Source organism: Rhizobium sp. Leaf453, from assembly GCF_001425605.1.
Lineage (GTDB): Bacteria > Pseudomonadota > Alphaproteobacteria > Rhizobiales > Rhizobiaceae > Pararhizobium.
Genome location: NZ_LMRG01000007.1, coordinates 101,965 through 114,535, shown reverse-complemented (window position 1 = coordinate 114,535; position 12,571 = coordinate 101,965). Strand labels below are relative to the sequence as shown.

Sequence of the window (12,571 nt, the reverse complement as noted above, 5' to 3'; positions counted from 1 at the left end):
ACCGATGGACGTACAGCCGCGTGCACCCGGCGCCCGCCCGGAGGCCGCAAAGCGCTCACTCCGGCCACGCGATGCGGCATCGATCATGCTGCTCGATCGATCGCGAGAGAACGTGCGCGTGCTGATGGGCAGGCGTAACAAGGCGCATGTCTTCATGCCCGATCTGCACGTCTTTCCCGGCGGACGACGCGACGCAACCGACCATCGTCTGCCGTGGGGCGGAGATATCCATCCGGCTGTCCTAGAGCGACTGCAGGCGGCATGTGGCCAGCACGCCACGCAGAGCCGTCTGCGCGCCCTCGCACTGGCTGCCTTGCGGGAGCTTCACGAGGAAGCCAACATCGCCATTGGCGGCCCGAAAACCTCCGGAAACAGTCTGTTACCTTTTCTTCCCGATCTCACAAACTTGCGCTATATGGCACGGGCGATAACGCCGCCGGGCCATCCGCGCCGGTTCGACACCCATTTCTTCGCCGTTTTCACGGACGAGGCGGGTATCGAGCCGACGGATATCCGCGACAGCCGGGAGCTTGAGGATTTGCGATGGATCGATGTCAACGACGCTTCGGCCGTGACCATGCCGGATATTACCGGGATCATTCTCGGTGATTTGAGGGCGAGCCTTCAGGCGGATGCGTCCCTGCCGTTTGGCGGACCGGTGCCGTTCTACTCTACCCGTCATGGACGTTTCGTCCGCGACCTTCTCTGAGGAAACTTGCTGCATGTCACAGCCGCCGTCCGGCACGCCAGCGCCGGTTGAGGAGATACACTGGCTGTCGCTGATCGCGGCACTCGCCGCCGTCGGCACGGTCGGCATCGCGATCGGGCTCGGCGTGCCGCTCTTGAGCATGATCATGGAGAACCGGGGCATCTCGGCAACTATGATCGGTCTCAACTCCACCGTCGCGGGCATCGCATCGATGGTTGCCGCATCCTTTACGACGCGTATAGCACACCAGTACGGCGTCGCTCAGGTCATGACATGCGCGGTGATCTTTGCAGCACTTTCGGCAGTCGGGTTTCATTACCTGCCGGATTTTTGGATGTGGTTTCCGCTGCGAATCGTCTTCCAGAGCGCGATCACCATCCTCTTCATCCTGTCGGAGTTCTGGATCAACGCCACGGCTCCGTCCTCCAAGCGGGGATTCGTCTTCGGCATCTACGGCACGGTTCTATCCCTTGGTTTTGCCGTCGGCCCCCTCATCTTCTCGTTTCTCGGAAGCGAGGGCCTCCTCCCCTTCGCAGTGGGCGCCGGAATCATCCTTGCCGCTGCGATTCCCATTCTGATCGCCAGCAAGGAAAGCCCGAATATCGACGAGATGCCGCAACAGCATTTCGTCCGTTACATCTTCATGGTGCCGATGGCGACAGCCGCAGTGTTCGTCTTCGGCGCGGTCGAATACGGGGGGCTGTCGCTGTTTCCGATCTACGGCACGCGGGTCGGCTTCAGCGAATCGCAGGCGGCGCTGCTTCTCACCCTCATGGGCGTCGGCAACCTCATCTTCCAGATTCCGCTCGGCCTGTTGTCCGACCGTATCCGCAACCGCCGCCATCTGCTGATCGCGCTGACGGTCGTGGGGTTTCTAGGCACCGCCTTCATGCCGGTCCTGGTGCATTACTGGGTCGCGGTCTCGATCACCCTTCTCGTGCTCGGCGGCGTCGTTTCCGGCCTCTACACCATCGGTCTCAGCCATCTCGGCTCGCGCCTGCACGGACCGGATCTGGTGGCGGCCAACGCTGCCTTCATCTTCTGCTACGCACTCGGATCCGTAGCGGGGCCGCAGGTGATCGGAACATCGATGGACGTGTTTGGAAACAATGGCTTTGCCTGGGCGATCACCGGCTTCTTCGCCTTTTATCTCGTGATTGCCATAGGGCGAAAGGTTTTTGGGGCAAAAGTCGCTTGACTTTTCGGGCGCGATACGTAGTTTCGCGCCAAGTTTGCCGGGACCCTTTCACGGACGTCCGCGGCTTTGTTTTTTTATAAAGGCAGGACGACCATGGCGAAAGCTGCAAAAATCAAGATCAAGCTGCTGTCGACGGCCGACACAGGTACCTTCTACGTGACGACCAAGAACAGCCGTACCAAGACGGACAAGCTGTCCTTCACGAAGTACGACCCGGTCGTACGCAAGCACGTCGAATTCAAGGAAACCAAGATCAAGTAAGATCTGGTCTTTTCCGGAATTTAAAGGCGCCGGCTGAAAAGCTCGGCGCCTTTTTCATGCACGGTTGAATTCTGCGGCTGTTCGAGCGAGAGGCCGGGCTTTGGGTATCCAGAATCAAAAAACGTCGCCCCCTCGCAGGGACGACGTTTCAATGGGCGTCGGCTGATCGAAACCGCGGCACGAGGAACCGCATTGGTTACAAATCAGCCGACAAACCCCACAACCCAGGAGATGCGGCGGACCTGAGCATCGTGGGGTAACACGCGGGAGTTCAATTCTCCCTTGCGGATGAGAATTGACTAAAACTAAAAAAAAATCAATGAATTCTTAACCAAGGGGCGCAGCAAGCCAGCGACATGGTTAATTTAACCATTGTCTCATACACATTCGGAACTGCTTTTAGCCGGATCAGTCCCCCAAATGACTGCCCCAAAAAAGTCATATTATTGTTCGGCTAAAATTTCAAATACCAAAGCAAGCAAAGCCGAACAAATTTATAAAAAATATTAGACTATTGATTCTCTTCTATTATTTTTTGCAGTTCCCTGCCGTTTCTTGCGTGTTTGAAATCGGCACAGTCAATCGATCCGCGATCGATAGAGGGAACTCCGGCGCCGTGCGCCTCATACGGGCAAAATCTGGCACCGCCAAAATCAACTGCCGGCGGCCTGTGGAAAAACTCTGTCTCCACGCGCGTTTAAGCTCTGTTCGGCTCACGCGGCCGCAGCGACCACCTGATTCCTGCCGTTATTCTTAGCCTGATATAGCGCGGTGTCGGCGCGCTTCAGCAGCGCCTCTGGCGTATCGCCACTCAGGTTGAGGGTTGCCAAACCCAAAGAGGCCGTAATCAAGAGTTTTGTGTCTGAGTTCGGAAGAGCGAACGGCCGATCCTCGACGATGGTCCGCAGACGCTCGGCAATCGCCGCGGCAGCATCCGCAGGGGTGTCCGGCATAACGACGACAAATTCTTCACCACCGAATCGGCAGGCAAGATCGGCACCACGTACTGTGGAGCGGACGCGATGGGCAAAGTCGCGCAGGACCTCATCCCCGGCATCATGACCATAGGTGTCGTTGACGCTCTTGAACCGATCGATATCGGTGATGCAGATGGACAACGGCCGCCCCCGCGCCACGGCGCGATCGATCAGCAACTTGAGATGATTGTCGAGATATCGGCGATTGTGCAGGCCTGTCAGACCATCAGTGACGGCAAGCTCGATCGTCTGCTTGACGCTGGCGCGCAGACGGTCGTTGCAGTGCTTGCGGCGGATCTGCGTCAGGCTGCGGGCAACCAGTTCGTTGGGATCGATCGGCCGCATCAGATAGTCCGTGACGCCGAGATCGAGCGCGCGCACAACCATGTCGTCCTGGCCCTGTTCGGCAATGATCAACAGCGGGATGTAACGGGTCCGTTCCAGCGAGCGGAGTTGCGAGCAAAGACGCAAGGGATCGTAATCGTCGAAATTCGAATTGACGATGACAAGATCGAAACTGTTTTCCGCCGCCTCGAACAAGGCGGCCTGCGGATCCGACATGGCAGTCACGTCGGCGATCGGCTTCAGGGCACGCATGATGCGCTCCTGCGAACTGCCACGGCCATCGACCAGCAGAACGTTGCCGTATTCATCGGGCCGGTCACTGGTGGCGAGATCCTGCAGGCCGACGCTGTGCGCCGTTTCCGAGCGCAGACGCAGTTCGTCACTGACATTCTTCAGGCGAACCAAGCTCTTGACGCGCGACATAAGCTGCATGTCGTTGACGGGCTTCGTGAGGAAGTCGTCGGCACCGGCCTTCAGCCCCCTCACCCGGTCGGACGGCTGGTCGAGTGCGGTCACCATGACAACCGGGATATGGGCGGTACGCGGGTTCGCCTTCAGGCGTTCGCAGACCTCGAAACCATCGATGCCGGGCATCATGATATCCAGCAGAATCAGGTCCAGCGGCTGCTTTTCGCAGATCGCCAGAGCCTCATAGCCGTCGGCGGCGGTCAGCACGTCGAAATATTCCGCGACAAGCCGCGCTTCAAGCAGCTTCACGTTGGCCGGTATGTCATCGACGACAAGAATACGCGCGGTCATGCAATCTATCCTGCCAAAACGCACATGAGGCAGAAAGCGTGTTCAGCCTTCACAATCGCCTCATGCGCAAAACGTGGTTTCCAAGCGGCACAACGCCGCCCCGGCGACACGTCATGCGTCGCCCAGATATGTCTTTATCGTTTCAATAAACTTCGGAACGGAGATCGGCTTGGACACATAGGCCTCACACCCGCCCTGCCGTATCCGTTCCTCGTCGCCCTTCATGGCGAACGCCGTGACAGCGATCACCGGAATGACATGCAATTCATCGTCTTCCTTCAGCCACTTGGTCACCTCCAGCCCGGAAACCTCCGGAAGCTGGATGTCCATCAGGATCAGGTCCGGCCGGTGTTTGCGCGCAAGATCAAGGGCTTCCATACCGTTGCGGGTCTGGATGGTGGTGTAACCGGATGCCTCGATCAGGTCACGAAAGAGCTTCATGTTCAGCTCGTTGTCTTCAACAATCATAACCTGCTTGGGCATTTCGTTCCCTTGTTCACGGTTCCGGCTTGCAAGCCAAGCACTTCCCTATAAGTTGCGCGCGGATGTTTTCATCGAGTGCCGGAGACTCGACGCTAAAGCTATTTGGTTGAAAAACAGGTAATATTCAGCGAAAAATTCGCCGCAATGCGACAAGGATGAAACGAGCGTGACCCAGGCCGAAGAAACCGCCATTTCCATTCTCGCCTGGCTGGCCAACGAACCGGAACTGATTGGACGTTTTCTGGCGCTCACCGGCACCGATCCCTCATCTCTGCGAAACGCTGCTGCCGATCCGGGTTTTCTCGCCGGTGTCGTCGATTTCCTGATGGGCCATGAACCGACATTGCTTGCCTTCTGCGAAGCGACGGGAACGAAGCCAGAAGCGGTTGTGCGGGCGCATATGGTGCTGTCGGGTCCAGACAATCCCGGAGACTTCTGAGCGTGGGCGAGATGCTCGACTTCGGCCATATATGCCTGTCTGAACGCCCTCTGATCGTCTGCGACATCGATGAAGTGGTGCTCGAATTCCTCACACCGCTGCGCAACTTCCTCAATTCGTCCGGCCACGATCTCCTGCCCCGCTCTTTCAAGCTGCATGGGAATATCGTCGCCATCGACAGCGGCGAACCGGTCAGCGACGTCCGGACCAGCGCGTTTCTGGAGGAATTCTTTGCATTGCAGGATCGGTGGCAAACACCGGCCGATCGTGTGGTCGAAACGCTCGCCGATCTCGCCAACGATGCTGATATTGTCTTTCTCACAGCGATGGCGCCACGCCATGCCGGTACGCGGCGGACCCTTCTCGACCGCTACGGGCTTCATTATCCGCTGCTGGCGAGCGAAGAGCCGAAGGGACCGATCATTCAGCGCCTGCACGATGCACGGGACGTGCCGCTGGTCTTTATCGACGATATCCTGCGCAATCTGCAATCGGTGCAAGCCTGCGCACCGGATTGCCTGCTGATCAACCTGATGGCGAATGCGGAGTTTCGCGCGATGGCGCCGCATCCCGGTGACGGCATCATGTCGGCAAATGGCTGGACGCAGACCGCCGAGATCATCCGCGAGCATCTTTTTCGCTGACGCGCCCCTTTCAACTGATCGATGAGTGTAAATGTCGTTCAAGCGCACCTTTCCCGGGACAGCGCGCGAGATTGACGATCGCACGCCTTGAGACTCGGCATGTTAGGGCGTAACGTGCCTATGTTCAACTTTTGTTCCAGGCGATGCAGACAGACGCGCAGCACTATCCGGGCTTTTGCAGGGATTGCCTGAAGGGGCAGCCGGCCGCTATCCGTCGTTGCCGCGCCTGCGGCAGCCCCCGCCTGCTCTATCACGACGAACTCTATCAGCTCACGCTTGCCCATATCGATTGCGACGCCTTCTATGCCTCGGTGGAAAAACGCGACAATCCGGAACTCGCCGACAAGCCGGTGATCATCGGCGGCGGCAAGCGCGGGGTCGTCTCCACCGCCTGCTACATTGCCCGCATCCACGGTGTGCGCTCGGCCATGCCGATGTTCAAGGCGCTGGAAGCCTGCCCACAGGCCGTCGTCATCAAGCCGGACATGGAGAAATATGTGCGCGTCGGCCGCCAGGTTCGCGCCCTGATGCAGGAACTGACACCGCTGGTGCAGCCCCTGTCGATCGACGAGGCCTTTCTGGAGTTGAAAGGCACGGAACGCCTGCATCATGACCCGCCTGCCCGGACGCTGGCGAAATTCGCCCGCCGCGTCGAACAGGAGATCGGCATCACCGTGTCGGTCGGTCTCTCCTATTGCAAGTTCCTCGCCAAGGTCGCCTCCGACCTCCAGAAGCCGCGTGGTTTTTCGGTCATCGGAGAAGCCGAGGCACGGGACTTTCTGAAGGAGCGGCCGGTGACGCTGATCTGGGGCGTCGGCAAGGCCTTTGCCGCGACGCTGGAGCGCGATGGCATCCGCACCATAGGCCAACTCCAGATGATGGAGGAAACCGATCTGATGAAGCGCTATGGCACGATGGGACAGCGCCTCTATCGCCTGTCACGCGGACAGGATGAACGCGCGGTGGAGATCAATGGCGAAGCGAAAAGCGTCTCCTCCGAAACGACCTTCAACGACGACCTCTGCGACTATGACGATCTGGTCACCCATTTGCGCCGTCTGAGCGAGCAGGTGGCGCACCGCCTGCGCAAGGCCGATATCGCCGGGCAGACGGTCGTCCTGAAGCTGAAGACCGCCGATTTCAAGACCCGGACGCGCAACCGCAAGCTCGACAGCCCGACGCGTCTTGCCGACCGCATCTTCCGCACCGGCATGCAGCTTCTCGACAAGGAAACCGACGGCACGAAATTCCGTCTGATCGGCATCGGTGTCTCCGACCTCTCCGATCCCGACCTCGCCGACCCGCCCGACCTGGTCGACGCCCAGGCAACCCGTCGCGCCGCCGCCGAAGCCGCGATCAACACACTGCGCGACAAATTCGGCAAGGCGACGGTCGAGACTGGCTACACGTTCGGCAAGGGCCGGCGAAAGTAGCCGACTTCACGAGCTTGCTTCACGTTCTTGTGTTCCCGCCGGAACAGCAAAGCTTCGTTAAAACTCACAGTTTACCCTCGACTTCAATTTCCGTTTTATGTTTTGCGTCCGGATATTCCCATGGTTTTGCGCTTCGCTTTCGGTATCGGCCTTTCCCTCGCCCTCCACGCAAGCACTGCGCTTGCGGCCAGCGACCAGGCGCCCCTGCAGATCATCGTATCCAAGGACCAGCAATCGCTCGTCGTCTATGATGGCAATACGGTGATAGCGACCTCGAACGTCTCGACGGGAAAGGCGGGTCATTCGACGCCGACGGGCATCTTTTCCATTCTCGAAAAGCGCCGCTTCCACAAGTCGAACATCTATTCGAACGCGCCGATGCCTTTCATGCAGCGGCTGACCTGGTCCGGGATCGCGCTACACGCCTCCAACCACGTGCCGAGCTATCCGGCATCACACGGCTGCGTGCGCATGCCCGACGCGTTCGCGAAACAACTGTTCAAGATGACCGGACGCGGGCTGCATGTGGTGATCTCGGACCGGCAGGTGACGCCGGTGATGATTTCAGACCCCTTCCTTTTCCAGCCGAAAGTCGAAGAACCCGCCCTGCTCTCGGACGCGACCTTGCGGCCGAGCGTCTCCCAGATCCATTCGCAAACCGTTGAGGTGGCGACCAACGAAACCGAACCGACCAAGACCGCAGCCGTCGAAATCGAGCAGAAGCCACCGATCCGGATCCTGATCACCCATCGCGGGCAGCGTGAGGTGACCATGGATATCCAGCAAATACTCAACCAGCTTGGTTATGCGGCAGGCGTGGCCGACGGCTATGCCGGCGCGCAGACGATGGAGGCCGTCAGGGCCTTTCAGACGGCGGAGAAACTGACCGTGGACGGCAAGGTCACGCCGGCTTTCGTTGAAGCGCTCTACCTCAAGGCCGGCAAGGGCAAGCCGCCGAATGGCCAGCTGCTCGTCCGTCAAGACTTCCAACCCTTGTTCGGGACATCCGTCATCATCGACAAGCCGGAAAACGCGCTGGGAACACATTTCCTGCAATTCCAGAATGTCGATGCAGCAACCGGCAAGGGTGAATGGTTCGGCATGGCGCTCGACAACCGCCTGCCCGGCCCGATGAAGAAGCGGCTCGGCATTACGCTCGAAGAGGATGCAATGGCGTTCGACGTCACGCAGCGCACGCTCGCACGCATCCACATTCCCGACGATGTCCGCCAGCGCATCGAAAGCCTTCTCTCAGAAGGCTCGTCTCTCACCATTACCGACATGGGTCTCGGCCCAGAAACCGGCGATGGCACCGATTTCGTGACGATCACCCACGCGGGTCCGAAATCCTGAGACCATCGACGATCGCGGTCAAACCAGTTCGACGTCGATTACACCCGGCGCGGTCCTCAGCGCGGCGGCGATTTCTGGTGAGATGCGGTATTTCTCGTTTAGCTCGACCTCGATCTCGCGCTGGCCGTTGTCCTTAATGACGATAAAGGACACCAGGCCATCCCCGCGCGTGTTCAGATGCGTGGCGACCGAGCGCAACGGGCCGCTGTCGCGCACGTAGACCCGCAGCGCCTTCTGCATCTGTAGAGACCGCTCCTCCAGCGATTGCAGCGTCTGGATACGCAGGCCGATGCCTTCCGGCCGCTCTTCCGCCTGCACGGTCATCACCAGCGATTTGCCGGGCTCCAGCAGGTCGCGATACTGGTTCAAGGCCTCCGAAAACAGCACGGCTTCGAACTGGCCGGAGGAATCGGAAAAAGCGATAATGCCCATCTTGTTGCCGGTACGGGTCTTGCGCTCCTGCTTCGAGGTCACCGTGCCGGCAAGGCGCCCGGCGGTCGCGCCCTTCTTCACTGATGCGGCAAAATCACCGAAGGTCTGGACCCGGATCTTGTTCAGCAGCTCGTTATAGGTATCGAGCGGATGGGCCGAGAGATAGAAGCCGAGGACCTGGAATTCACGGTGCAGCTTTTCGGATGCCAGCCAGGGTGAATAGGGCGGCAGGCTGATCTTCTCCGGACCTGTCGCAGCCCCTGCCCCGAACATGTCGCTTTGGCCGCTGACCTTGTTGGCCTGGGCGATCTGGGCAAAGCCGAGAATGCGATCGAGACCGCCGACCAGTTCGGCACGATCCAGCCCGAAACAATCGAAGGCGCCGGCGCAGATCAGGCTTTCGAAGACGCGGCGGTTGAGCAGCTTCGGATCGATCCGGAGGCAAAAATCCTCGAGATCGGTAAACGGCTCGTCACCGCGCACGGCGACGATGTGATCGACCGCCGCTTCGCCCACGCCCTTGATGGCGGCGAGCGAATAGTAGATCCGGTTTTCGCCTGTCTCGAAGCGACGGAACGAGGTCTGTACAGACGGCGGGATGATGGCGATACCGAGCCGCATCGCATCCTGGCGGAAGTCGTTGATCTTGTCCGTGTTCGACATATCGAGCGTCATCGACGCCGCCAGGAACTCGACAGGGAAATGCGCCTTCAGATAGGCCGTCTGGTAGGAGACGATCGCATAGGCGGCCGCGTGGCTCTTGTTGAATCCGTAATTGGCGAACTTCGCAAGCAGATCGAAGATCAGATCGGATTGCGGCTTCGATACGCCATTATCGACCGCACCGGTGACGAAACGGGCGCGCTGCTTGTCCATTTCCTCCTTGATCTTCTTGCCCATGGCGCGGCGCAGAAGGTCGGCTTCGCCGAGCGAATAGCCTGACAGAACCTGAGCGATCTGCATGACCTGTTCCTGATAGACGATAACGCCCTGCGTTTCCTTGAGCAGATAATCGATCTTCGGATGGATCGATTCGATCTCTTCCTCGCCGTGCTTGCGGGCGTTGTAGACCGGGATGTTTTCCATCGGGCCGGGGCGATAGAGCGCCACAAGCGCGATGATGTCCTCGATGCAGTCGGGCCGCATGCCGATCAGCGCCTTGCGCATGCCGGCACTTTCCACCTGGAACACGCCGACCGTGTCGCCCTTGGAGAGCATCTCGTAGGTCTTCTGGTCGTCGAGCGGCAGAGCTTCGAGATTGACCTCGATATTGCGCTTGCGGATGAAATCGACAGCAACCTTCAGAACCGTCAGCGTCTTCAGGCCGAGGAAGTCGAACTTCACCAGCCCGGCCTGCTCGACCCATTTCATGTTGAACTGGGTGACCGGCATGTCCGAGCGCGGATCGCGATACATCGGCACCAGCTGCGACAGCGGGCGGTCGCCGATGACGATACCAGCGGCATGCGTCGAGGCGTGGCGATAAAGCCCTTCGATCTTCTGGGCGATATCGAGCAGCCGGCCGATCACCGGTTCCTTGTCGACCTCTTCCTGGAAGCGCGGCTCCTCCTCGATCGCCTTGGAGAGCGGCGTCGGATTGGCGGGGTTGTTCGGCACAAGCTTGCAGATCTTGTCGACCTGGCCATAGGGCATTTCCAGCACGCGGCCGACGTCGCGCAGAGCGGCGCGCGCCTGCAGCGATCCGAAGGTGATGATCTGCGCCACCTGCTCGCGCCCGTATTTGCGCTGGACATAGCGGATCACTTCTTCGCGCCGGTCCTGGCAGAAGTCGATGTCGAAGTCGGGCATCGAAACGCGATCCGGATTGAGGAAACGTTCGAACAGCAGCGAGAAGCGCAAGGGATCGACGTCGGTGATGGTGAGCGCATAGGCGACCAGCGAGCCCGCACCCGAACCACGTCCTGGGCCGACCGGAATATCCTGCAGCTTCGCCCATTTGATGAAGTCGGCAACGATCAGGAAGTAGCCCGGGAACTTCATCTTCTCGATGACGCTCAGCTCGAAATCGAGCCGTTCACGATAATCGGTCTCGGTGTAACCAGCAGACAGGCCGAGCTTGCTCATGCGCTGCTCCAGGCCTTCGACAGCCTGGCGGCGAAGTTCCACTTCTTCGGCGCGCTCGGCTTCCTTGGGATCATCGGAGGCGCCGGTAAAGCGCGGCAGGATCGGCCCGCGTGTCTTGAGCACAAAGGAACAGCGCTTGGCGATCTCGATCGTGTTTTCCAGCGCCTCGGGCAGGTCGGCAAACAGCACCGCCATATCCTTGCGACTTTTCAGGTAGTGATCCGGTGTCAGGCGGAAACGGCTGTCGTCGGAGACCATGGCGTTGTGGGCGACCGCCATGAGGGCATCGTGGGCCTCGAACTCGCCGGGCGACGGGAAGAACGGTTCGTTGGTCGCGACAATCGGCAATTCGAGCTTGTATGCGAGATCGACAACCCGGTTTTCCTGGCGGCGATCATATTTGCCGTGACGCTGGATCTCGACATAAAGCCGGTCGCCGAACACGTCCGCGAGTGACTTCAGGCGCGCCTCCGCTACCGCATGATGTCCCGACTTCAGCGGCATGTCGATCGGGCCGCCGGAGGCGCCGGTCAGCGCGATCAGTCCTTCGGCTCCATCGTCCTGCAGCCAAGACAGTGCGATGCGCACAGACTGGTTGCCTTCGCCGCCGAGATAGGCTCGGCTGACGATATCAACAAGCCGCACATAGCCGGCGTCGGTGGCGGCGATCAGGACGATGGACGGGAGCTTGGCCAGATGCTGCGCATGGCCACGCTTCTCCCCCTCGCCCTCATCGCCCATGTCGATCGACAGCTGGCAGCCGATCAGCGGCTGCAGGCCGTCGTCCATGCATTTCTGCGAAAATTCGAGCGCGGCGAACAGATTGTTGGTGTCGGCGATGCCGATCGCCGGCTGACCGTCCGCCACCGCCTTGCCGATGATCTTCTTGACCGGCAAGGCCCCTTCAAGAAGTGAAAAGGCCGAATGGACGCGCAGATGGACAAATTGCGGGGAAACCTCGCCCGGTGCGCCGCTCTCCTGCTGCTTGTCTTTGACCGCATCCGCCATGGCACACCTCGATTCCCGTGAAGGCCCGAGGATATCCTTTTTCCGTCCACCGATGTCCAGAATTCATCTGGCGATGCGTGGCTTTTTCACCCGCGCGTCGGATTGTCCACAGGCCGCTTCACGCTCTTGCCAAAGCCCTGAAAGACTGGCGGCGAAAGAGCCGAATTACATGCCCATCATGATGATGGAAAAGCTGGCGATGAACATTGCGACGGAGGTGAAAGCTGCGAGGTCACGAATAAAGTCGGTCATTGCGGGGCTCCTTTTTCGTTATGTTCCTTTAATGTTCTATTTATGTTCACTCGTCAAGCAGCAAATTCGAACGGACGGTTGCGTGGCTGGGCAGATGGTAAACAAATTCCAACGCGCGCCTACCGCCGGTTAAATCGTCTGGACGGCAGTAAATCGGCCGACTAGTCTGCCGCCGTCACAAAAGGGAGATCAC

General features: G+C 59.5%; 11 protein-coding genes. 8 read left to right on the top strand and 3 right to left on the bottom strand.

Annotated features, from left to right (window positions below; all coding sequences use genetic code 11):
- Positions 1 to 4 precede the first annotated feature (4 nt).
- The 3 genes from ASG68_RS10825 to rpmG all read left to right on the top strand — a co-directional run bounded on the left by ASG68_RS10825 (position 5) and on the right by rpmG (position 2,168).
- A complete protein-coding gene (locus tag ASG68_RS10825; RefSeq protein ID WP_062576449.1) occupies positions 5 to 709 on the top strand; it encodes an NUDIX hydrolase in 705 nt (234 codons plus the stop codon).
- Positions 710 to 722: 13 nt separating this feature from the next.
- Positions 723 to 1,907, top strand: coding sequence for an MFS transporter (locus ASG68_RS10820; protein ID WP_062576446.1), 1,185 nt, complete (start codon positions 723 to 725; stop codon positions 1,905 to 1,907).
- 93 nt (positions 1,908 to 2,000) lie between these two features.
- Positions 2,001 to 2,168 (top strand): 50S ribosomal protein L33, encoded by a 168-nt coding sequence (gene rpmG / locus ASG68_RS10815; protein WP_037169519.1) that lies wholly within the window; start codon positions 2,001 to 2,003, stop codon positions 2,166 to 2,168.
- A gap of 713 nt (positions 2,169 to 2,881) precedes the next feature.
- Here rpmG and ASG68_RS10810 read toward each other — a convergent pair.
- Together ASG68_RS10810 and ASG68_RS10805 are read right to left on the bottom strand one after the other, a co-directional pair.
- The gene (locus ASG68_RS10810) at positions 2,882 to 4,249 is read right to left on the bottom strand and encodes a PleD family two-component system response regulator (RefSeq protein WP_062576444.1); all 1,368 of its coding nucleotides are present in this window, start codon (positions 4,247 to 4,249) and stop codon (positions 2,882 to 2,884) included.
- A gap of 111 nt (positions 4,250 to 4,360) precedes the next feature.
- Positions 4,361 to 4,732 carry a response regulator gene (locus ASG68_RS10805; RefSeq protein WP_003547430.1) on the bottom strand — a complete coding sequence of 124 codons (372 nt, stop codon included), beginning with the start codon at positions 4,730 to 4,732 and terminating at the stop codon, positions 4,361 to 4,363.
- 166 nt (positions 4,733 to 4,898) lie between these two features.
- On the opposite strand from ASG68_RS10805, the gene ASG68_RS10800 reads away from it, so the two are divergent.
- The 4 genes from ASG68_RS10800 to ASG68_RS10785 all read left to right on the top strand — a co-directional run bounded on the left by ASG68_RS10800 (position 4,899) and on the right by ASG68_RS10785 (position 8,601).
- Positions 4,899 to 5,171 (top strand): DUF3572 domain-containing protein, encoded by a 273-nt coding sequence (locus tag ASG68_RS10800; protein WP_062576442.1) that lies wholly within the window; start codon positions 4,899 to 4,901, stop codon positions 5,169 to 5,171.
- Positions 5,172 to 5,182: 11 nt separating this feature from the next.
- Positions 5,183 to 5,815, top strand: a complete 633-nt coding sequence (locus ASG68_RS10795) for a hypothetical protein (RefSeq protein ID WP_062576673.1) — start codon at positions 5,183 to 5,185, stop codon at positions 5,813 to 5,815.
- A 143-nt stretch (positions 5,816 to 5,958) separates the two neighbouring features.
- Positions 5,959 to 7,248: a DNA polymerase IV gene (locus tag ASG68_RS10790; RefSeq protein ID WP_062576440.1), complete on the top strand. Its 1,290-nt coding sequence runs from the start codon at positions 5,959 to 5,961 to the stop codon at positions 7,246 to 7,248.
- A 126-nt stretch (positions 7,249 to 7,374) separates the two neighbouring features.
- On the top strand, positions 7,375 to 8,601 hold the full coding sequence (locus tag ASG68_RS10785) for a L,D-transpeptidase family protein (protein WP_112406079.1): 1,227 nt from the start codon (positions 7,375 to 7,377) through the stop codon (positions 8,599 to 8,601).
- Between the two features lie 18 nt (positions 8,602 to 8,619).
- On the opposite strand, the gene dnaE is transcribed toward ASG68_RS10785, so the two are convergent.
- Positions 8,620 to 12,126 (bottom strand): DNA polymerase III subunit alpha, encoded by a 3,507-nt coding sequence (gene dnaE / locus ASG68_RS10780; protein WP_062576435.1) that lies wholly within the window; start codon positions 12,124 to 12,126, stop codon positions 8,620 to 8,622.
- Here dnaE and ASG68_RS31340 point away from each other — a divergent pair.
- A complete protein-coding gene (locus tag ASG68_RS31340) occupies positions 12,125 to 12,511 on the top strand; it encodes a hypothetical protein (RefSeq protein ID WP_156384862.1) in 387 nt (128 codons plus the stop codon). The two genes, dnaE and ASG68_RS31340, sit on opposite strands and share 2 nt — an antisense overlap.
- Positions 12,512 to 12,571: the final 60 nt, after the last annotated feature.

Coding starts and splice junctions, on each gene's coding strand:
- ASG68_RS10825 (WP_062576449.1), top strand. CDS start 5: ATGGACGTACAGCCGCGTGCACCCGGCGCCCGCCCGGAGGCCGCAAAG.
- ASG68_RS10820 (WP_062576446.1), top strand. CDS start 723: ATGTCACAGCCGCCGTCCGGCACGCCAGCGCCGGTTGAGGAGATACAC.
- rpmG (WP_037169519.1), top strand. CDS start 2,001: ATGGCGAAAGCTGCAAAAATCAAGATCAAGCTGCTGTCGACGGCCGAC.
- ASG68_RS10810 (WP_062576444.1), bottom strand. CDS start 4,249: ATGACCGCGCGTATTCTTGTCGTCGATGACATACCGGCCAACGTGAAG.
- ASG68_RS10805 (WP_003547430.1), bottom strand. CDS start 4,732: ATGCCCAAGCAGGTTATGATTGTTGAAGACAACGAGCTGAACATGAAG.
- ASG68_RS10795 (WP_062576673.1), top strand. CDS start 5,183: ATGCTCGACTTCGGCCATATATGCCTGTCTGAACGCCCTCTGATCGTC.
- ASG68_RS10790 (WP_062576440.1), top strand. CDS start 5,959: ATGCAGACAGACGCGCAGCACTATCCGGGCTTTTGCAGGGATTGCCTG.
- ASG68_RS31340 (WP_156384862.1), top strand. CDS start 12,125: ATGGCACACCTCGATTCCCGTGAAGGCCCGAGGATATCCTTTTTCCGT.
- dnaE (WP_062576435.1), bottom strand. CDS start 12,126: ATGGCGGATGCGGTCAAAGACAAGCAGCAGGAGAGCGGCGCACCGGGC.